The sequence below is a fragment of the Vibrio clamense genome (assembly GCF_050337905.1).
Taxonomy (GTDB): domain Bacteria; phylum Pseudomonadota; class Gammaproteobacteria; order Enterobacterales; family Vibrionaceae; genus Vibrio; species Vibrio cortegadensis.
In genome coordinates this window covers 1-22,482 of sequence record NZ_JAKJTJ010000034.1, presented here as the reverse complement: position 1 = coordinate 22,482, position 22,482 = coordinate 1, and the positions used below count along the sequence as shown (strand labels likewise).

Sequence of the window (22,482 nt, the reverse complement as noted above, 5' to 3'; positions counted from 1 at the left end):
CCGCTAAATACCTCGTTTTTTTATTGCTAGGCTTGTTTTATGCCTCAACAAGTCGTAGAACTACTCTGTTAAAGATTCCCTTAAAAGTATTACGTACAAGGATTAAGACATGGCACACACCCCACAAGCCAAATACCGTAAAGATTATCAATCTCCATCTCATACTATTTCAGATCTTGATCTGACTTTCGACTTACATGATAACGTCACTTTAGTCACCGCTGTATCTCAAGTAAAACAGCAACTAGATAGCACAACGCTGAATCTAGAGGGTGACAATGTAGAGCTCAAATCTATCAGTGTTAACGGAGAAGAGTGGAGTGACTACACGATTCATCCTGCTTCGTTAGAGATTGCAAACTTACCGAGTGAGTTTGAGTTGGTGATTGTTACCTTGATTGATCCTGAAGCAAACAGTGCATTAGAAGGTTTGTATAAATCTGGCGGTGCGTTCTGCACCCAGTGTGAAGCTGAAGGCTTCCGTCGTATAACTTACTACATGGATCGCCCAGACGTATTAGCCAAATTTACGACAACGGTTATTGCTGATAAAGCGCAGTACCCATTCTTACTGAGTAATGGTAATCGAGTCGATGAAGGCGAAATCGAAGGTGGCCGCCACTGGGTTAAATGGCAAGATCCACATCCTAAACCTGCCTACTTATTTGCGCTTGTCGCTGGCGACTTTGATGTACTCCGCGATAAGTACACCACGAAATCAGGTCGTGATGTTGCACTAGAAATCTTTGTAGATAAAGGCAATCTAGATCGTGCTAGCCATGCAATGGTATCGTTGATTAACTCAATGAAATGGGATGAAGAGCGCTTCGACCTTGAATACGATCTTGATATTTACATGATCGTTGCTGTCGATTTTTTCAATATGGGCGCAATGGAGAACAAAGGATTAAATATCTTTAACTCCAAGTTTGTTCTAGCAAATAACCAAACCGCAACCGATGCCGATTACTTAGGTATTGAAGCCGTTATAGGTCATGAGTATTTCCACAACTGGACAGGAAACCGCGTTACCTGCCGTGATTGGTTCCAGCTCAGTTTGAAGGAAGGCTTAACCGTCTTTAGAGATCAAGAGTTCTCATCGGATCTTGGTTCTCGTGCTGTAAATCGAATCGGAAATGTTCGTACTATTCGTGGCCCTCAATTTGCTGAAGATGCGAGCCCAATGTCTCACCCAATTCGTCCAGAAAAAGTCATTGAGATGAATAACTTCTACACATTGACTGTGTACGAAAAGGGCAGCGAAGTCATCCGCATGATGCATACTTTGCTTGGTGAAGTAGGTTTCCAAAAAGGGATGAAGTTATACTTTGAACGCCATGATGGCACCGCAGCAACATGTGAAGATTTCGTTGCTGCAATGGAGCAAGCAAGTGGTGTCGATTTAACTCAGTTCCGTTTGTGGTACAGCCAATCGGGTACACCGACTCTTCGTGTTGAAAGTGACTATGATGAAGAAAACAAGACTTATTCATTAACGGTTGAGCAATCTACAGAAGCGACACATGAACAGAAAGAGAAGCAAGCACTTCATATTCCATTCGATATTGAACTATATCGCGCAAGTGGCGAACCGATTACGCTACAGTGTAACGGTGAAAAAGTTCATAATGTGCTGGATGTTAAGCAAGATAAACAGACTTTCGTTTTTGAAAATGTAACAGAACAGCCGATTCCATCTCTATTAAGAGAATTCTCTGCGCCTGTTAAATTAGAATACGATTACTCTGATGATGAACTGATCTTCTTAATGGTTAACGCACGTAATGAGTTCGCTCGTTGGGATGCAAGCCAAATGCTACTGGGTAAATACATTCGTACCAATATCGATAATGTCCAGCAAGGCAAGAGTGTTGAACTACCTGAGTCCGTCATCGATGCATTCCGCGGCGTATTGCTGAATGAAGAACTAGAACCTGCATTTATTTCAGAAGTATTAAGCTTACCAAATCACAACGAAGTCTCTGGTTGGTTTAAACAAGTGGATGTGGATGCGATTGCTACTGTCTTGAAAGGGATGAAAGTAACACTAGCTCAAAACTTGAATGACGAATTATCAGCAACTTACCATAGCCTAAAACAAGATGAGTACACGATTGAACATGCTGCGATCGGCAAACGTTCATTGCGTAATACATGTTTGGCTTTCCTAGCAAATAATGAAAATGGTGATGCGTTAGTAGTAGAGCAGTACAACTCGGCTAACAACATGACTGACACGATTGCGGCAATGTCTGCAGCGAATGCAGCACAGTTACCTTGTCGTGAAACTTTGATGCGAGATTACAGTGACAAGTGGAAACATGATGGACTTGTCATGGACAAATGGTTTGCGCTTCAAGGGATGAACCCTGCACCTAATGCTTTAGATAATATTAAAGTGTCAATGGAACATTCAGCATTTAGCTTGAAAAACCCTAACCGTACTCGTAATTTGATTGGTTCGTTCTTGAATTTCAATGCGGTTCAATTTCATGCGAAATCAGGTGAAGGTTATCAATTTACAGGAGAGATCCTACGCGAGTTAAATAGCAGCAATCCACAAGTTGCTTCGCGCCTTATTGATCCATTACTTAAGTACCGCCGCTATGATCAACAGCGCCAAGATTTGATCAAAGTGGAGCTTGAGAAATTAAAAGCAATGGATAATCTAGCAAAAGATTTATTTGAAAAAGTAACGAAAGCACTAGAAGCTTAATTTGTTATTTTGATAGAGTGGTGGTGCACATTCAGTGTGCCACCTTTTTCATTTATAACGATTAAAAATATCATGAACTATTACCATTTTTCACTAAACATCAGCTACCAAGCTTTTTTCTCTCACTACTCAGGCGCAGCAAGCACCGTGCAAGTTGTTACAGAAAATGGGCTGCGTTTGCAATTGCCAGCATCACGATTTCGCCCGTTTATTAGCCAAATTGGCCTTAAAGGACGCTTTAGACTAACAACTGACCAAAATAATAGGTTTATAAAGTTAGAAGCTCTGTGACCTTCATGATTTTCAGAGAGTTAAATAGAATCTTAATCACATTATCAAACATTTCACCTCCTACCAGCCCCAAAACAATTAACTATTTATCAATAAAACTTTTACAATAAGATTAAGCATTACCTAAGCTAGATATGCAAATCTGGCGATCCCCTATAATAAAGATAAATCTAATTGTGGAGTATGAATATGACCGCGCGTGAAATTGTAGTGCCGGTTCTGCTTGAAAAAGTGTACCAACTTATTCAAGACAAACTCGAGCTTGCTCATCAGCCTTTAGTTACACATCTCGCTAAACATATGTTTAGTAATATTTCACAGGATGATTTAGTCCAAAGGAATGAATCTGATCTTTATGGTGCAATAATCAGCCTGTGGCATCATATCTCAGAAAAGAAAGCGGAAGACATTTCGGTACGGGTTTTCAATCCAACAGTAAGCCGCCAAGGTTGGCAGTCGACACATACTATTGTCGAAATTGTCGTTCCAGATAGTCCATTTCTTGTCGATTCTGTAAAGATGGCTCTCAACCGTCTTGATCTCTCTTCTCACCTGATGCTTCATGGTCCAACCCAACTTGATCGTACAAAGGATGGCGCAATTGTCGATGTGAATAATGGCAAAGGTGCTTTCCAATCTCTTTTTCATGTAGAAGTGGATAGATTGAGCAGCAAAGAAGAGATGACTCACCTTAAAAATGAGTTAATAGAAATTCTCAATGATACAGGTTTGGTGGTCAATGATTGGTTACTAATGGTTGAACGCCTAGAAGAAGTTACCAATCAAGTTGAAGCAAATAAATCGATTATTCCAATTGAGAGCGACCGTTTTGATGAAACAACCGCATTTATCCGTTGGTTAGGTGATCACAACTTTACCTTTATGGGGTACAAAGAGTACGATCTTGTTTCTGAAAATGGGGATACTCTTCTTAGACCAACAAAGGATAAAGGCTTAGGGCTATTTGCTAATCCAGATCGCGTAAGAAGTGTGAAGTTATCTGAATTCTCAGATTCTGCGCGTATAGAAGCAAAAAAACCATTTTTGCTGATACTGACAAAAGGCAACACTGCTTCTCGTATACATCGTCCAGCTTACACCGATTATATTGGTATCAAAAAGTTTGATGAAAATGGCAAAGTGACAGGTGAACACCGCTTTACTGGGTTGTATACATCAGCTGTTTATAACCAAGGTGTCGCAAGCATTCCATTGGTTCGTGAGAAAGTAAAACGTATCCTAGATGCGAGTCAATATCGTGATGGTTCGTACTCCTATAAAGCGCTTCACAATATTTTAGAAAACTATCCTCGTGATGAGCTTATCCAAGCAAAAGAAGAAGAGCTTCTTGAAGTCGGGATGGGCGTGGTTCAAATGCAAGATAGAGATATGTTGCGTTTGTTCGTACGTAAAGACCCGTTTGGTCGTTTCTTTAGTTGCATGGTTTACGTTACCAAAGACCGTTACAACACGGAACTTCGCCGCCAGACTCAACGCATTTTGAAGCAGTACTTTGGCTGTGAACAAGAAGTAGAATTTACGACTTATTTTTCAGAGAGCCCACTAGCGAGAACGCATTACATTGTTCGTGCAAACGAAAGCAATATCAATGTTGACGCAAAAACGATCGAGCAAAATCTAATGGAAGTATCTTCATCTTGGGACGATCGTTTATCCGATTCTATTGTTGCAAACTTTGGTGAAAGCAAAGGTTTACCGCTGTCCAAAGAGTACATGCGAGCTTTCCCACGTTCATACAAAGATGACATGATGCCAGGCTCTGCGGTTGCTGATATTGAAAGACTTGAAGCATTAAGTGAAGAGAATAAGCTGGGGATGCTGTTTTATCGTCCACAAGAAGAAACTGCAGACTCAAAAGCGGTGCGCTTGAAGCTGTTTTATCACAGTGATGAGCCAATCCACCTTTCAGACGTAATGCCAATGCTTGAAAACCTTGGTTTACGTGTTATCGGTGAGTCTCCATACGAAGTTAGAAAATCCAATGGTCGTACGTACTGGATCCTTGATTTCTCCATGCTTCATAAAAGTGAAGCAACCGTCGATCTTAGAGAGGCAAGAGATCGTTTCCAACAAGCATTCGCGGCAATTTGGTCTGGTGAGTTAGAGAGTGATGGATTTAACCGTTTGGTTCTTGGAGCGGGTCTAACTGGGCGTGAAATTTCAATTTTACGTGCTTATGCTCGCTATATGCGTCAAGTCGGCTTCCCATTCAGTCAGCAGTACATTGAAGAAACACTGTCTCATTATCCTAATCTAGCAAAAGGGTTAGTCGATCTTTTTGTTAAGCGTTTTGATCCAAAAGCGAAAGGTCGAATCAAAGGTCAAACCGATTTGATCGCGAAGATCACTGAACAGCTTGATCACGTAGAAAGTCTCGATGATGACCGAATTATTCGTCGTTATATGGAGATGATTTCTGCCACGCTGCGTACCAACTACTACCAGCTGGATGAGAATAAACAGTCTAAACCTTGGCTCGCTTTAAAAATGAAGCCGAAAGATATCCCAGAAATTCCGGCACCTGTGCCAGAGTTTGAGATATTTGTGTACGCACCAGATATTGAAGGTGTGCATCTACGTGGAGGCAAGGTCGCACGTGGTGGCTTACGTTGGTCAGATCGCCAAGAAGATTTCCGTACTGAGATTCTAGGCTTAGTAAAAGCTCAACAAGTAAAAAATACCGTAATCGTACCCGTGGGTGCAAAAGGTGGCTTCGTTTGTAAACGTCAGCATAACTTCACTACTCGTGATGCGATTTTTGCAGAAGGTCAGCGCTGTTATAAACGATTCATTCGCGCACTTCTGGATGTTTCAGATAATATCATTGAAGGTGAGGTAAGCCCTCCGAAGAACGTAGTTCGTCATGATGAAGATGACCCGTATTTGGTTGTAGCCGCAGATAAAGGTACTGCTACATTCTCTGATTTAGCGAACTCAGTGTCAGAAGAGTACAATTTCTGGCTAGGCGATGCCTTTGCTTCTGGTGGATCTAATGGTTACGACCATAAAGCAATGGGTATTACTGCGAAAGGGGGTTGGGAGTCGGTTAAACGTCATTTCCGTGAAATGGGTATTGATTGCCAACAAACGGATTTCACCGCAATTGGCGTCGGTGATATGGCTGGGGACGTGTTTGGTAATGGCATGTTGCTATCGAAACATATTCGCATGCAAGCCGCGTTTAACCACATGCATATTTTCATTGACCCAAATCCCGAGTCGGCACCAAGTTGGGAAGAGCGAAACCGTCTGTTCAACCTGCCAAGATCAAGTTGGGAAGATTACAATACGGATCTCATCTCTAAAGGTGGTGGTATTTTCTCTCGTCGAGCTAAGTCTATCTCTCTGACTCCTGAGATCCAGAAGATGCTTGGTACGAAGAAAGGATCCGCAACGCCGAATGACTTGATCAAAATGATCTTGAAAATGAACGTTGATCTGCTTTGGAATGGGGGGATTGGTACTTATGTTAAGGCCTCTACTGAAACCCATACGAATGTCGGTGACCGCGCAAATGATTCGCTCCGTATTGATGGTAAAGATCTTAAAGCTAAGATTGTCGGAGAAGGCGGCAACTTGGGTATGACTCAGTTAGGTCGTATTGAATACGCTCTTACTGGCGGTCGTGTGAATACAGACTTTGTCGATAACGTTGGTGGCGTAGACTGTTCTGACAATGAAGTTAACATTAAGATCTTCTTGAATGGTTTAGTCTCAAATGGGGATATGACGGTTAAGCAGCGTAACCAAGTGCTTGAGTCAATGGAAGATGAAGTGGGTGAGATCGTTCTGGATGATGCTTACTGCCAGGCTGAATCAATCTCTGTGACGGAACATCAAGGGGTATCATTGGTGAAAGAGCAGATACGCTTTATTCACGCAATGGAGAAAGGGGGCTATCTAGATCGTGCTCTTGAGTACATTCCAGATGATGAGACATTACTTGAAAGAGAGAAGTTGGGCAAAGCGCTCACTCGACCAGAGCTTTCGGTTCTGATTGCTTATGGCAAAATGGTACTTAAAGAAGATCTTGTTTGTGATGAAATTGCAAAAGATGAGTTCCATTCGCAGCAATTAACTCAGTACTTCCCGACAGCGTTACGTCGTAACTATTTATCACATATGGATAACCATCCGTTACGTGCAGAAATTATAGCAACAGGTCTCGCCAACCAAATGGTTAATGAGATGGGCTGCAATTTTGTCACTCGTTTGCAAGAGGAGACAGGGGCGACTATTGCCGACATTGCGAATTCTTATGCCGCTGCGCGTGAAATATTTGGTTTGGGTGAGGTTCTTAAGAACTTAAGACAGTTAGATAACCAAGCGGATTCAACGGCACAATATGATTTAATGTTTTATGTTCGTCGTACACTTCGCCGTTTATCTCGTTGGTTACTACGAAATAGAACAGGTAAGTTATCAGTTAAAGAACTCATTGCTCTTTATCAAAATGATGTCGATACCATTGTTGATAAGCTTGATGACCTACTGGTTCCTGATGAAGTTGCAGAACATAATGAGTTAGCGAAGTCATGGATTGATCGCGGCATTGATGCTGAACTTGCTAATTATGTTGCAAGGTTGTCTAGTTTATACTCAGCGCTGGATATATCTACAGTATCCCGTGAAAAAGGCAAAACAGTCGTTCAAGCGGCTAAGTTGTACTTTAACTTGGGTGACAGACTTTCACTTCACTGGTTCTTGAAGCAAATCAACGGTCAAGGTGTGGATAATAACTGGCAAGCACTTGCAAGAGCTGCATTCCGAGAAGACTTAGATTGGCAACAACGCCAATTAACGGGACAAGTTCTGAGTTGTGGTTGCGCGCCAGAAGATCTTGATGTGATGAAGGCGCTTGATGAGTGGATTGACGCGAACTCAATTTCTCTTCATCGCTGGGAGAGCATCTTAAATGAGTTCAAAGTCGGTTCTGTTCATGAATTTGCTAAATTTTCCGTCGCTTTACGGGAATTGATGTTATTAAATTTGAATTGTTCGGCAAATGAGTAAATAATACAGCCCCGTTTATACGGGGCTTTTTATTATCGGAGGCACAATGCTCTACCGTCTTGCCAGAAGTGGCTTTTTCCAACTTGATGCCGAAAAGGCACATGATCTTGCAATCCAAAATCTTCAACGCTTTACCGGCACACCTATTGATCTTTTTTATCGTCAGCAACTACCTCAACGCTCAGTTGAATGCATGGGACTTACTTTTAAGAACCCTGTAGGGCTAGCGGCTGGCTTAGATAAAAATGGCGAATGTATCGATGCTTTCGGTGCAATGGGCTTTGGTTTCATTGAAGTCGGCACGGTTACTCCTCTTCCTCAACCGGGCAATGATAAACCACGTATGTTCCGCCTTGTTGAAGCGGAAGGTATCATCAATCGTATGGGCTTTAATAATCTTGGCGTTGATGTACTCGTCGAGAATGTTAAACGTTCAAATTACGATGGCGTACTTGGGATTAACATTGGTAAAAACAAAGATACACCAATCGAAAAGGGTAGCGATGATTACCTAATTTGTATGGAAAAAGTGTATCAGTACGCAGGCTATATTGCGGTAAACATCTCTTCACCAAATACTCCTGGTCTTCGTTCTCTTCAATATGGAGAGGCTCTTGATGAATTGCTTTCAGATCTAAAAGTGAAACAATCAGAGTTAGAACAGAAACATGGTAAGTATGTACCTCTTGCATTGAAAATTGCACCAGATTTGAGTGATGATGAAATTAGTCAGATTTGCCAATCTCTGATCAACAATAAGATCGATGGTGTTATCGCAACCAACACCACTCTTGATCGCTCAATCGTTGAAGGAATGAAGTTTTCAAATGAAGCGGGCGGTTTAAGTGGACGTCCTGTTCAATCACGCAGTACTGAAGTCGTTCGTAAGCTTCATGAAGAACTTGGTGATAAACTCCCGATTATAGGAGTGGGTGGTATCGACTCTTATGTTGCAGCAAAAGAGAAGATGATGGCTGGCGCTAAACTCGTACAGGTTTACTCAGGCTTCATCTATAAAGGTCCAGGTTTAGTACGAGATATCGTTAAAAATCTATAAATTTATTAAATTGCAATAAGTTACTGGGTCGTTTTAAATGTAGAAGGGGAAATGATTTCCCCTTTTTTTTTTCGCTTTGCTTTGTAGAATTGTATTTATTGAAGAAATAGCAGTGGTGCTTTTTTTTAATTCCTACGTTTATCTTGAAGATATGAGACAAAGTAATGTTGAAACCGAGCGATACATGGAAGTGGTATTTTGAAGACGAGAGCTCTAGCTTAATGCTAGATCTCGGTCAAAATATGCTGTTTCAAACAAACTTGGTTCGTAAACTATTGGTTGACTGTGCAATTGGAAATAATGAATTCACAGTTGATGATGCCTCTGCTTTTCAAACATACAAAGAACAAATCCAATATTTAGGCTTAAGCGAACCTCGCCAAGCCGAACTTACCTTATATTGCGTAGCGGCTAAACGTTTCCATAAACCAGTACAACCTAAGAGCTGGTTCTTCGATTATCAAGGCGAAGGCTATCAGCCTTGTGAAGGTGATATTATTAGCTTGGTCAATGAGAACGGGCAAGGACACTTCATCGTTCTAGAGGTAGGGGATAACGCTAGCCTGTGTATATCGGTAGAGCGTGACTCATTTATGCTTACTTCATCCAAAATGCTCAATTTTGGTGATTCTATTAAAGTGATGCATGACCGCATGGCATGTGCAAATCATATCCTAGCATCTAATCACATTGCATTAGTCGGCTAACAATCCCTTAATGCCCAACACCTTGATACCCAACATAGTTTAATTCCCACTACATAGCTAGTTATCAGCCTCCTTCTGCTATAACTCAATTATTCACGTCACCATTCCGTTAAATACTCCTTCCTTGAATAACTCCATTAAATTCGCCCGTAAATTCTTGTAAAAAATAGGCTTAATGGGTGGGGGAGATTAACAGATATTCTCTGTATTAATGAGAATGTCAATAAATAAGCCATATAGCCTATATATCTTAGATGTAATATAAGGTGTCACTAGCCCCCAAATTGCCTATTAATCAATCAATATATCTACCCTGTATGTGTCTTACTAATGATACGTATACAGAAAATGAAAATATTTTTCTCTCGTTGTGACACTTTCAAGCACTGCATATCCTCCTTAATGCCAATATTATTCCCTGTTTATGAAGATTTGTAGCTAAATTTCACCTTAAAAACCAATCTGGTATAGTCCAAAATTAGCGCGAATAAGTATTCACTATCAATAAACCCCTTTGTTTATGGTGCTGATTCAAGAGTGCTGAGTTTTCGAATGAAAATGTCGATAGAGAAGCTAAGCTGGTGGTTTGATGAGCATTTGAGCGGTTTTAGAAAGAAAAGAATCAGTTAGTTTGATGAATCCTCTGCAATCTCAGGTATAATCAAGCTCATTTTTTTATTAATAAAAGAACACTATGAATCAATATCTAGCGGTTACCTCAAACGGCCTTGAGAACCTATTAGTTGAAGAACTAAAGCAATTAGGGATCTCTGACCCAAAACCGGTTCAAGCCGGTGTGAAATTTAAAGCAACGAATGAACAGATCTACCGTTGCTGTTTGTGGAGTCGTTTAGCATCTAGATTTGTACGTGTTTTGTCTGAATTCACTTGCCAAGATGATATGGACTTGTACTTGTCATCAACATCAGTGAACTGGGTAAATAACTTCCACAGTTCAAAGCGATTTGTTGTTGATTTCAACGGTACAAATAATGAGATACGTAATAGTCAATATGGCGCAATGAAAGTAAAAGATGCGGTTGTTGATTGTTTCGAAAAGAAAGGTTTACCTCGTCCTTCGATCAGTAAAGATCAGCCGGATCTTCGTATTCACGTACGTTTACACCGTGATAAAGCTTTGATTGGTATTGATATGGTGGGGAGTGGTCTTCATCAGCGTGGTTACCGCCCAGAGTCTGGCCGAGCGCCTTTACGTGAAACGCTTGCAGCTGCCGTTATTCTACGTAGTGGCTGGGATGCAACGAAACCTTTCTTAGACCCTATGTGTGGTTCTGGTACGTTGGTCATTGAAGCTGCGATGATGGCAGCGAATATGGCACCAGGTGTTAAGCGCCAATCTTGGGGCTTCCAAGCTCTAGAAGATTTTGAGCCAGAAACATGGGCAGAAGTAAAATCTGAAGCAAGCGTACAAGCTCGCCGTGGTGTTAAGAAGGTAGAATGCAAATTCTATGGCGTAGATAACGATCCGCGCGTTTTACAAACTGCGCGTGATAATGCTCGTCGTGCTGGTGTAGAGAGCCTTATCGAATTTACGTTGGGTGATGCGGCTCAACTCAAGAAACCTGCTGAATTTAACAATGGTGTGATTGTCTCAAACCCACCATATGGTGAACGTTTGGGTACAGCTCCTGGCCTTATTGCGCTTTACACTGCGTTTGGTGCGCAACTGAAATCAGAGTTTGGTGGTTGCCAAGCATCAATTTTCTCAAGTAATGATGAGCTGCTTAGTTGCTTACGCATGCGAGCTGAAAAACAGTATAAATTGAATAACGGTGCGTTACCGTGTCACCAAAAGAACTATTCAATCTCAGATCGCCCGATGTCAGAACGTCCGGAAGCTGATCAACAGACCGTTGTCGCTCCTGACTTTGCTAACCGTTTAAAGAAAAACATTGGTAAAATAGGCAAGTGGGCACGTAAAGAGAAACTGGATTGCTACCGAATCTATGATGCAGATTTACCTGAGTACAATGTCGCTATTGATGTATACCCAGGTTACCTTGTGATCCAAGAGTATGCGGCGCCGAAAGATGTACCTGAAGAGAAAGCAAAACGCCGTTTAACCGACATCATTCGAGCAAGCATTCAAGTGACAGGTGTTGATGCAAATAACGTTGTACTTAAAGTTCGTGAAAAACAGAAAGGACGTTCGCAATACCAAAAATTGGCTCAGCAGTCGTCTAAGATGGAAGTCAACGAATACGGCGTTAAGCTTATCGTTAATCTAACAGACTATCTTGATACAGGCCTGTTCCTTGATCATAAGTTGACTCGTCGTAAGCTAGGTGAGTTAGCAGCGGGTAAAGATTTCCTAAACTTGTTCGCGTACACAGGCTCTGCAACAGTTCATGCTGCTTGTGGTGGTGCTAAATCAACGACAACGGTTGATATGTCGAACACTTATTTAGATTGGGCGAAAGAGAACCTTGCGCTGAACGGTCAATCAGGTAAGCAACATAAGTTTGAGCAAGCAGACTGCCTACAGTGGTTAGCGAAGGCGACAGATAAATTCGATCTTATTTTTATCGATCCGCCAACGTTCTCTAACTCAAAGCGTATGGAGCAATCTTTCGATATTCAGCGTGATCATATTATGCTGATGGAGAACTTAAAACGTATCTTGAATGAGCAGGGGACGATTGTTTTCTCTAATAACAAACGTCACTTCAAAATGGATTTAGATGCGTTGAAAGAGTTAGGCTTGTCTGCTCGTAATATTTCACACCAAACCTTACCACTAGATTTCTCACGTAATAAGCACATTCACAATTGCTGGGTGATTACGCACAGTGATGCTGCTCAAGGTTAATTAAAGTGCTGACATTATACAGTACAGAAGGGTGCCATCTATGTGAGATGGCATTCGAACTACTTCAAAGGTTGAATTTGACAGACCAAGTTGAAGTAGTGGATATCGCTTTTGATGATGAGTTGTTTTCACGTTACGGGGTCACAATACCTGTGCTCAAATATCAAAATTCAGAAATTAATTGGCCTTTCGGCCTGCAAGAATTACAAGACTGGTTAAATAACAATGGCATTACTTACCATACATAACGCACAACTGGCTTTTGGTGACCACCCATTACTTGATCATGCAGATTTTGCTCTGCAAGAAAACGAGCGGGTATGTCTCGTGGGTCGTAATGGTGCGGGTAAATCAACACTGATGAAGATTCTAGCAGGCGATGTTTTGCTAGATGATGGAAAAATTCAGATCACGCAAGATGTTGTCGTTTCTCGATTAGAACAAGATCCACCACGTAACGAAGAAGGTACGGTTTATCAATACGTGTCTGGTGGTTTGGCTGAAGTTGGTGAGCAACTCAAGATCTACCACGATCTTCTTGATCTTATTGCTATCGACCCATCAGAGAAGAATATTAACCGTTTATCTCGTGTACAAGAACAGCTTGATCACTCGAATGCTTGGCGTTTCGAAGATCGTGTAACGAATGTATTAGCCGCTCTTAAATTAGATGCTGAAACCAAACTGACGGAATTATCTGGTGGTTGGCAGCGCAAAGCGGCACTTGCTCGTGCATTAGTGTGTGATCCGGATGTATTGCTCCTTGATGAACCAACTAACCACCTTGATGTTACGACTATTGAATGGCTAGAGGGGTTCTTAAAGGATTTCCGTGGGTCAATAATCTTCATATCTCACGATCGCGCATTCATCAAATCGATGTCGACACGTATTGTTGATTTGGATCGCGGTAAATTGTGCTCTTACCCTGGCGATTACGAAAATTACCTAATAGAGAAAGAAGAAGCGCTGCGTGTTGAAGAGATGCAAAATGCTGAGTTTGATAAAAAGCTTGCTCAAGAGGAAGTTTGGATCAGACAAGGTATCAAAGCTCGTCGTACTCGTAATGAAGGTCGTGTAAGAGCACTTAAGAAACTACGTGAAGAACGTTCTAACCGACGTGAAGTGCAAGGTAAGGCTAATATGCAAATCGATACCTCGGCTCGCTCAGGTAAGATTGTATTTGAAGCTGAAAACCTATCTTTTGCGTTTGAAGGCAAGCAGATTGTTTCTGATTTCAGCTTCAATATTATGCGTGGTGACCGTATCGCACTTATCGGGCCTAATGGCTGTGGTAAGAGTACAGTTCTCAAGTTGTTATTAGACAAATTGCAGCCTGATTCTGGTCGTTTGCATTGTGGTACTAAGTTAGAAGTGGCGTATTTCGATCAATATCGCGAAATTTTAGATCCAGAAAAATCTGTAATTGATAACCTTGCTGAAGGGAAGCAAGAAGTGACTGTCGGCGGCAGAGAGCGTCATGCACTTAGCTACCTTCAAGATTTCTTATTCTCGCCAAAGCGTGCTCGTACGCCAGTTAAAGCACTGTCTGGTGGTGAGAAAAATAGACTGTTATTGGCTCGAATCTTCCTTAAATCGAATAATTTATTGATTCTTGATGAACCAACCAATGATTTAGATATCGAAACATTGGAACTTTTAGAAGATTTGCTTGCCAACTATCAAGGTACTTTACTTCTTGTAAGCCACGATCGTCAGTTTGTAGATAATACGGTAATGACGAGCTGGATATTTGAAGGTAATGGTCAAGTTGAAGAGTTTGTGGGTGGTTATCACGATGCTCAGCAACAAAGGCTGCAAGCTCAGCAGTATCGAGTGGTTGAAAAGTCACCAAAGAAACAGAAAGTGGTTGAGGAAACTCCCAAAACCGCACCAGTAAAAGCTAAAGCGAAGAAGTTATCGTATAAGCTACAGCGAGAGTTAGAACTTTTACCTTCTCGTTTAGAAGAGTTAGAAACACAAATTGAAGCACTGCAGTCTCAAGTGAACGATCCCAATTTCTTTGTTCAGCTAGCAGAGCAAACACAACCCATTTTAGACAAGTTGTCTGCCACCGAGCAGGAGCTTGAAGTTGCTTTTGAGCGTTGGGAAGAGCTTGAAGCAATGCAACAGGAAAGTTAATTGTTAATGAGTCGTATGAATTTAAAGTTAGCTACATTTAAGCTAACCACTGTCGCCGCTACTATTTTAGCTGCGACTTCAGCAAATGCAGCCCTCTACAAGATCGTTGAAGTTGCCCCTACGGGGGTTTCAGCTGATCAATATGTAGAAGTGTATGGTGAAACTATTCAACCTGTTGCTGCTAACTATGATGCAGGAGCAAGTCAATTAGGCTGTTTTGAATCTTCAGTTGATAGCACTGCCTGTGAAGCTTATAAGTTGGCAGGTGATACCCGTAATTGGGCAGAAGGTATTAGTTACCGTGAAGAAGCGCCTTTTGGGATGGACAATTCCTTCAGCTATGTTCAAGAAGCCGGTGATTTTGAAGATTACTGTGATGCTTATTTACAATATAACACCTGCAAAACTTGGGCGAGTGTTGAGTGGGAAGGTTACAGTAAAGAACTGAACAAAGAACAAAATGCATTAGCTTTTGTTGAAGGCGACGCAAGTGCTTGGATAAACAGTAACTTTAATAATGTGATTAATGCTCTTACTTCTGATGGGAAACCTGTAGGCAACCAGAGTATTATTGATGGTACAAGAAACAAAGCGGTTGCGCCGAATGCGTTAACTCTTACTGATGTACCATATCAATCACGAGCATGGTTTAGTGATGGTACATATAGTGCTGGTAGCGTTTCGACAGCAGTAACCAATGATAATGGTGCTTACTACGCATCAAAAGCGGCTATTTGGAACGGTTCTAAAACAGTTGAACTAGATTGGGCGGCTGGTGGTGTAGAGAAAGATGAAGATGCGCTAGCACAAGCAAGTCTTCGTTCATTTTATGTCGATGCAGATAAGATCATTGCGGTTGGCTTTAATAATTACGACGATCAGTACATGAATGCCACCGTGTTCGAAAGTACTTCTAAAGACTTAGCAGCAGCAACTTGGACTCAGAAGCCTATTAGTGGTGTGCAAAGAACTGCCAGCGACAGTGTTTATCTTCACTCTACTGCAGTCGACATTAATAAAAACCATCTTATTCTTGGACAAGCGAAGCACTACAATAGTGGTAATGCAGATAGCGGTGCGTATCCAGATAAAATTTTTGTTTCAACTTATGATGACTCTACGGATGGAACTACTACCACGATGCTAAATGGCACTGAATCTATTTTCTTTACTGGCGCTGGTGGAAAAGCGGGTGCGATCAATAATTTCAATGAAATTGTTGGCCAAATTGACGCTGAAACCAACCGTGAAGATGGCGGTCGTGCTCGTAAACACCGTGGGTTTATTTATCCTTATGGGACGCAAGCGCAAGGTTCTGTTTCTGATCGCCAAGCTATTTTCGATAATAAAGCGTGGTGGTTGGATGATCTAACCAATGGTGACACTGCTGGCGATCTCACTATTTCAGAGGCTAATAATGCTTTCCGTGTCATCGATGCAACAGATATCAACGATGCTGGCGTAATTTCAGCGACGGCAATTAAGTGCTCAGTTGCTGGTGGATACGATACAACGTCACATAATTCATACTGCGGTGGTGGTGACACTCAAGAACAAATCGTTGCGGTGAAGCTGATTCCTATCTCAGACGCAACAAAAGATGATATTCACGTCCGAAGTAATGACCAAACAGCGGTTGAGCGCCAAGGTGCAGGTTTAGGCTGGCTCGTTTTGACAATGCTTGGTTTATTTAGTTTCCGTAGAAAATAAATAAGTTTCGACTTTAAAGCACAAGTTCACATTTTTGAATTTGTGCTTTTTTTTAACTTGAGAAAGTACGTTTTTTGAGCAACTCTTAATTGTGGTGTTAAAAAATACCCGTTGTATGTAAGAAAATAGAATCATCGTAAGAGGACTGCATAATGAAGAGACAAAAACGTGATCGCCTAGATCGAGCGCAATCTCAAGGATATAAAGCAGGTTTAAATGGGAAATCTCAAGAAGCTTGCCCGTATCAACAGATGGACTCTCGTTCGTATTGGCTAGGTGGATGGCGTGATGCCAGAGACGATAAGCAATCGGGACTCTATAAGTAAAATACCTTTCATACAATTATAGGATTTGAAAAGACTCATTTATGGGTCTTTTCTGCGTTAGAGATTAGAGACAATTAAATCCTGACGCTGAAGTGCGCATATAAAAAAGCAGCTCAATTGAGCTGCTAATAAAACTTATGAGATTCTCATTTGAACTAGAAGTTAGAGGTATCTTGGAAAAGACCCACTTTTAGATCTTTCGCGACGTAGATTTCTTTTCCATCAACTAACACACGACCATCTGCTAGTCCCATAACTAATCGACGGTTCACAACACGCTTCATATTGATTTCGTAAGTTACTTTCTTAGCCGTAGGTAAGATTTGGCCTGTGAATTTAACTTCACCAACACCTAATGCGCGACCTTTACCTTCGCCACCAACCCAGCCAAGGAAGAATCCAACAAGTTGCCACATTGCATCTAGGCCAAGACAGCCTGGCATTACAGGGTCACCTGGGAAATGGCAGTCAAAAAACCATAGATCAGGAGTAATGTCTAGCTCAGCTAGTATCAAGCCTTTACCAAATTCCCCTTCAGTTTCAGACATTTTTGTAATACGGTCCATCATCAACATGTTTGGTGCTGGTAGTTGAGGACGTCCTGGGCCAAAAAGTTCTCCTTGGCTTGACGCTAAAAGATCTTCGCGAGTGTAAGAATCACGTTTATTTTGCATTATCAATTACTCCAATTTTTGATACGTGCATTTTAGTGAACACGTGTACGCTAAACAAGTCCGATCAGTACTAAGCAAACCAGTTCTTGATGCGATCCACAATTCCATGGGGATGCTCGTGTCTTTCAAAATTTTCTATACGTTCTGCAATCTTATTGATCACACTGTCTTCTTGATCTCCACGGAAAGGTTTATCCATGATGATCGGAATGGCTTCATCAACATTCGATACGGACCAAATGTGAAATTCATTATTCTTAATGCTATTTACGACATCTTTGTGTAAAGCAAGATGCTTAAGGTTACTCTTCGGCAATACAACGCCTTGTTTACCAGTGAAGCCTTGGTGTTCGCATACTCGGTAGAAACCTTCAATCTTTTCGTTTAAACCACCAACGGCTTGGACGCGACCAAATTGATCCACAGCACCTGTCACCGCAATCTGTTGATTGATTGGGTACTCTGACAGGGCACTGACAAGCGAACATAACTCAGCAAGTGAAGCGCTGTCGCCATCAACTTCGCAGTATGATTGCTCGAACACGACAGAAGCTGCGTACGGAAGTGGTTCATCGAGGTTTAAAGCGCTGCTGACAAAGGCCTGCATTATCATCATCCCTTTGGCGTGTAAATTGCCACCAAGTTCAGCTTTACGCTCAACATCAGAGATATCACCATCACCAAAGTGAATCACACAAGAAATACGAGCAGGTTCACCATAACTAATCGGATGCCCAGGAACGTCAATAACCGTTAAGCCATTCACCTGACCAACTTGCTCACCTTCAGTTTCAATGATGACTTGTCCGTCTAGAATGTCATCGATAGCTCGGTTCGGGAGATAATTTTCCCGGAAAGCTTTATGATCGATCGCTTGATCGATGTGCTCAAAGGAGATGGTTTCATGGTTTGATTCAATCGCAGATTCAGTCAGAATGGTGTTGTGCCAAATTACGCAAACAGGTAGGTATTCTTGATCTTCCGTTTCACGAGCGCCTGCGGTAAGTAATCGAGGTAGGGCATCAATACTTAATTGAGGTAGTTGGTATCGAAAAGTTAACCACTTCAAATATCCCAAATAGAGCTCTAGAGATTGAGGTGTTTCAACCTTCATCTCCATCTCAATTTCACCAAATAAACAAAAACCGGATTGAATGTCTTCATCTAAATAGTCAAGATCGGCTAATTGACCACGATCACCGACAACAATTAACTTGATATCAAATGTTCGTTCCACGACGCTTTGTGTGATCTGTTTTGGAGCACTGTTAATCGCTTGAACACGTTGTCCTAATAGTGCTGATTTTAATTTAATCCACAAAGACGGATTTGCTAAAATCAAATTAGCTGAAATGACAAGGTAGCCGCCATCAGCTTGAGAGAGCAGGCCAGGGACAAGTAAAGAAACTTCCGAGTTGGAAACTGAATAATGATCAAACAGACTCTCTATATCTAGCGTTTCAGCGCATATGACTGGTGAAGAGCTAGGAACTAGCGAGTGTTCTCGAATACTAGAGATCAGTAGTTCGCGATATACAGCATTATCAGGGGAATTAACAAGTAGCACTCTTGATAGATTAGAAAGTTGATCGAATCTTTGAATTGCACTTCTTAACCTTGGTTGTAGATCTAGGAAGCTCTGTGACTTGATAGATAAAAACTGCTCAAATAGTGGCTGAAACTGCTCATACTGGGGAGTGGCTAAACGCCAATCTTCTTGATTCATCGAGATTACTGTTTAATAAAAAGGATCGAAAGTATATAGAAAAAAGTGAGTAGGTAATAGCAGTATCTAATTCACGATCTGAATCCCTTTTTGACATTGATTATATTGTTTTGATTAAGACCTTGGGTTACGCTGTCACCCTAGCTAACAACGGGATCTTTACACATGAAATATCAGCAACTTGAAAACTTAGAATGTGGCTGGAAATGGCAATATTTAGTTAAAAAATGGAAAGATGGCGCCTCAATAACTAGACACATTGATTCAAGCGAAGCTGACCATGCTGTAGCACAACTAAAACAACTAGAGCATGAGCCAACGCTTGTACTTGAATGGATTGAAAACCATATGGCGTTGGAGTTGGACAACAAGCTTAAACAAGCGATTAGAGCTAAGCGTAAACGTCACTTTAATGCAGAACAAATCCATACAAAGAAGAAGTCCATTGATTTGGATTACCGTGTGTGGGAAAAATTATCGCAACGCGCTGGTGAGCTAGGTTGTACCTTATCAGACGCTATAGAATACTTATTGAGTGAAGCTTCCCGTAGTGAAAAGGCAAGTAAAACAGTTACAAATTTAAAAGAAGATCTTAGTAAATTATTATCTGAATAATTGAGGTTACTAATATGATGTATGTAATATTGATTGCAGCCATTTTGGTCCTATGGCTAGTTGCAGTAGATCGCCCAGTATTAAAAATTTCATTTAAAAATGGCATGATTTTAAAGACAAAAGGGCACTTGCCTCCATCATTTAAACACAATCTTGTTGAAATTGGTGACAAATCCTCTTTTGATGGCGATCTAAAAGTATATAGTCAAAGAACCGGGATGAAATTGGTGTTTTCCAAATCTGTTCCAAAGAAAGTACAGCAGCGAATCAAAAACGTGTTTCCGCATCAAGGTTTCAAATCAAGCGGTAAGAAGAAGAGCAAATAAATGACTCAATGGCTCCATCGATTAATGGTAACTAGGTTTCATTGTTACACCATCTTGATATCACACTCTCAAGTTTTGCATTTTTGAACGCTGAGTAAATACAAATCCGTATACTGCTTACATTCGTAATTCATAGGATCGGAGAGTGTAGCCATGTATTGGAGAGTATGTGTTTTAGCAAGTTTAATGTTTATTAGTAGCCTCTCATTGGCCGATGACTCAGAGAGAAACCCGCTAGCGAAACAGATAAAATCAAAACTTATAAAACATGTAAGAAAGCATACAGATGGTTACGTTGGCTATTGTAATGTCATGATTGAAATGAGGTATGATTCGCGCCGGGCTTCGATTCGATCGGTAAAGACGAGTGGTGATAGCAAAGTATGTAAACTGAGTAAAAAATATCTTCAGAAAGGGACTAAATTTAAATACACCTACCTTGAGAAGTACCTGAATCTTCATATCTCCCCATAAATTTCTGCTGTAATTCAACATAATGACTATATTGATGAAAACTCTTAATGTTAGCTCTGGTAATTAGCTAAAATATGATTATTATTCTGAACCAAGATCTCTTATTACATAATTATCATTTAGCATCAGATTCGAGCTAAACTCATAAGATAGTTTTTGCAAAAGGACAGGCAATATTGCTCCTAACAAATAAACGCTATACACCACAGGCTCGAGAGATGGCAAATCGAGTGACAACTGAAGTGTCAGAACGATATGCAAAGTGGCTGATTAACCCTAAATACATTGTTGACCAAAATGATGTAGATAAGCGATTGAGCTTGCAAGACCGTTTCTGTGATGATGTGATTTTTGATGAAAATGACCGGATAACTCGCAATCAACGTATTTTACTTGAATGTGAGCAATCAAGAATAAAAGAGAAAGATGAGAAGCTAGCGACGAAGCAAAAAACATTAAAAAGTGCTATCGATAAAGTTTCAATGATTGCCGAACGAATGATGTGTGAAAAACTGGCATCAGATGAGATGAATCGCTTATTCGGACGTGTACCAGATTTTGGTGAATTAGCATCTTTTGCCTACTCACCGTCACTGAGTTTTCGTAAGCTAGGGGAACTTCTGGACAACAGCCATCAGCTTAGTTCGTCTGTTCTTGATTTTGTTAATACGTCAGGTTCAGAACGCTTATCAAATAGTTCTAAAGGGATCGTTGATGCTAAAACAGCATTGGGACTTATTGGAATCGACAATTGTCGTCTTCTGTTCCCGGTCTTAATGGCTCGTCCATTACTTCGCTGGTCAGACAAAAATACGAATCATATGGCACCCAAAATGTGGCAACATTTAGTTGTTACTTCAAATGTAACTCGTATGCGATTACAAGAAACGGATGTTAAATGTCCCGAAGTTGGGGTTCTGTTAGGTACATTGCGGACAATGAGTATGTTTGTGATGAGTAACCTTTGTAGCCAGGTTTTTGAGGATGCTTTGGTTTATGTCATGACTAAATATCGAGAAGTAGGTCTAAAAGATGAATACTATGCTTGTGCTGATATTCAACCATCACTGATCTTTTTGCCTAGTGTTATCCGTAAAATGGATAAAAATTTAACAGAACGCTTGTTGAATGAAATTGAGTGGAAGCCGGCAACGATTCATCTTAAAAATGCAATTATCGAAGATCTGGAAAATATTGAGATTGAAGAGCGAAGTGCTTATGGTGCAGCGTTAGGTCAGGCTCATAAATTTTCGATTTATGATGCGATGCAAAGAAGTGAAGCTTTTCAAGATAAACACAAACCATATTGGTTTTCTACAGTGCAGATGCCAGGGGCGGCGCTTACCAATATTAAAACGCGCTCGCCAGGAAAGTTAACTTACGCATTGTAGAGGTTGCTTGTAAATCACCAGTGATCAAAGCCAAACATTAATAGTGTTTGGCTTTTTTTGGTTGAAAATACATTACAGTGTCACTTAATTTTTTGTTGCGAATCAATTGAAACAATAGTGCTAAGTTTTACTGTATTTGAGGCCGAATCATCTCCGATATCTCGGTGCGTATTATTGGCATAAATTTATGTTGAGTGGTTTGCTTTGCTTAACTGAATCAAAACGTGGGCGAGGGATATGCTCATTCTGGGAGTCAGCTTGCTGGCTCTTTAGATGCTCATCGCGAGAATCGTTTTTAGAAGTTAACCCGTAACATAAATTGCATAATACGAATTAAGCCCCGCAGGGATAGACCCGCCAGAACCTACAGTCCCACCAATTCGTTTTGCTACTGCATATATGATCATCTTTTAGATTTCGTTGTTGTCCATCCGTCCCAATTAGCAAAAAAGCCGTTTTATCA

At 41.0% G+C, this 22,482-nt stretch carries 15 protein-coding genes; 13 read left to right on the top strand and 2 right to left on the bottom strand.

What is annotated here, in order from left to right:
• Positions 1 to 109: 109 nt before the first annotated feature.
• The 10 genes from pepN to rmf all read left to right on the top strand — a co-directional run bounded on the left by pepN (position 110) and on the right by rmf (position 16,813).
• Positions 110 to 2,716, top strand: coding sequence for an aminopeptidase N (pepN, locus tag L4C39_RS18195; RefSeq protein WP_429747313.1), 2,607 nt, complete (start codon positions 110 to 112; stop codon positions 2,714 to 2,716).
• A 72-nt stretch (positions 2,717 to 2,788) separates the two neighbouring features.
• Positions 2,789 to 3,007: a DUF2835 domain-containing protein gene (locus L4C39_RS18190; RefSeq protein ID WP_136995443.1), complete on the top strand. Its 219-nt coding sequence runs from the start codon at positions 2,789 to 2,791 to the stop codon at positions 3,005 to 3,007.
• Positions 3,008 to 3,196: 189 nt separating this feature from the next.
• Complete coding sequence (locus L4C39_RS18185) at positions 3,197 to 8,041, top strand: NAD-glutamate dehydrogenase (protein WP_429747311.1); 4,845 nt, start codon at positions 3,197 to 3,199, stop codon at positions 8,039 to 8,041.
• A gap of 46 nt (positions 8,042 to 8,087) precedes the next feature.
• A complete protein-coding gene (pyrD, locus tag L4C39_RS18180) occupies positions 8,088 to 9,098 on the top strand; it encodes a quinone-dependent dihydroorotate dehydrogenase (protein WP_113796658.1) in 1,011 nt (336 codons plus the stop codon).
• 164 nt (positions 9,099 to 9,262) lie between these two features.
• Positions 9,263 to 9,805 (top strand): cell division protein ZapC, encoded by a 543-nt coding sequence (locus L4C39_RS18175; RefSeq protein WP_017053644.1) that lies wholly within the window; start codon positions 9,263 to 9,265, stop codon positions 9,803 to 9,805.
• 694 nt (positions 9,806 to 10,499) lie between these two features.
• Positions 10,500 to 12,635 (top strand): bifunctional 23S rRNA (guanine(2069)-N(7))-methyltransferase RlmK/23S rRNA (guanine(2445)-N(2))-methyltransferase RlmL, encoded by a 2,136-nt coding sequence (rlmKL, locus tag L4C39_RS18170; protein ID WP_429747309.1) that lies wholly within the window; start codon positions 10,500 to 10,502, stop codon positions 12,633 to 12,635.
• Positions 12,636 to 12,640: 5 nt separating this feature from the next.
• A complete protein-coding gene (locus L4C39_RS18165; RefSeq protein ID WP_113796664.1) occupies positions 12,641 to 12,883 on the top strand; it encodes a glutaredoxin family protein in 243 nt (80 codons plus the stop codon).
• A complete protein-coding gene (locus L4C39_RS18160; RefSeq protein ID WP_017053647.1) occupies positions 12,861 to 14,777 on the top strand; it encodes an ABC transporter ATP-binding protein in 1,917 nt (638 codons plus the stop codon). The genes L4C39_RS18165 and L4C39_RS18160 overlap by 23 nt, the downstream gene beginning before the upstream one ends.
• 15 nt (positions 14,778 to 14,792) lie before the next feature.
• Entirely contained in the window at positions 14,793 to 16,487 is a 1,695-nt protein-coding gene (locus tag L4C39_RS18155) for a DUF3466 family protein (protein WP_429747306.1), read from the top strand.
• Positions 16,488 to 16,639: 152 nt separating this feature from the next.
• Positions 16,640 to 16,813, top strand: coding sequence for a ribosome modulation factor (gene rmf / locus L4C39_RS18150; RefSeq protein WP_017053649.1), 174 nt, complete (start codon positions 16,640 to 16,642; stop codon positions 16,811 to 16,813).
• A gap of 155 nt (positions 16,814 to 16,968) precedes the next feature.
• On the opposite strand, the gene fabA is transcribed toward rmf, so the two are convergent.
• Entirely contained in the window at positions 16,969 to 17,487 is a 519-nt protein-coding gene (gene fabA, locus L4C39_RS18145) for a bifunctional 3-hydroxydecanoyl-ACP dehydratase/trans-2-decenoyl-ACP isomerase (protein ID WP_017053650.1), read from the bottom strand.
• A gap of 70 nt (positions 17,488 to 17,557) precedes the next feature.
• Positions 17,558 to 19,213: an AAA family ATPase gene (locus L4C39_RS18140; protein WP_017053651.1), complete on the bottom strand. Its 1,656-nt coding sequence runs from the start codon at positions 19,211 to 19,213 to the stop codon at positions 17,558 to 17,560.
• 165 nt (positions 19,214 to 19,378) lie between these two features.
• On the opposite strand from L4C39_RS18140, the gene matP reads away from it, so the two are divergent.
• The 3 genes from matP (at position 19,379) to L4C39_RS18125 (ending at position 22,019) form a co-directional block, all read left to right on the top strand.
• Positions 19,379 to 19,828 carry a macrodomain Ter protein MatP gene (gene matP / locus L4C39_RS18135; RefSeq protein ID WP_136995449.1) on the top strand — a complete coding sequence of 150 codons (450 nt, stop codon included), beginning with the start codon at positions 19,379 to 19,381 and terminating at the stop codon, positions 19,826 to 19,828.
• A gap of 14 nt (positions 19,829 to 19,842) precedes the next feature.
• Complete coding sequence (locus L4C39_RS18130; protein WP_113796674.1) at positions 19,843 to 20,154, top strand: DUF3634 family protein; 312 nt, start codon at positions 19,843 to 19,845, stop codon at positions 20,152 to 20,154.
• Positions 20,155 to 20,804: 650 nt separating this feature from the next.
• Positions 20,805 to 22,019, top strand: a complete 1,215-nt coding sequence (locus L4C39_RS18125; RefSeq protein WP_429747303.1) for an HDOD domain-containing protein — start codon at positions 20,805 to 20,807, stop codon at positions 22,017 to 22,019.
• The last annotated feature ends 463 nt before the right edge of the window (positions 22,020 to 22,482 follow it).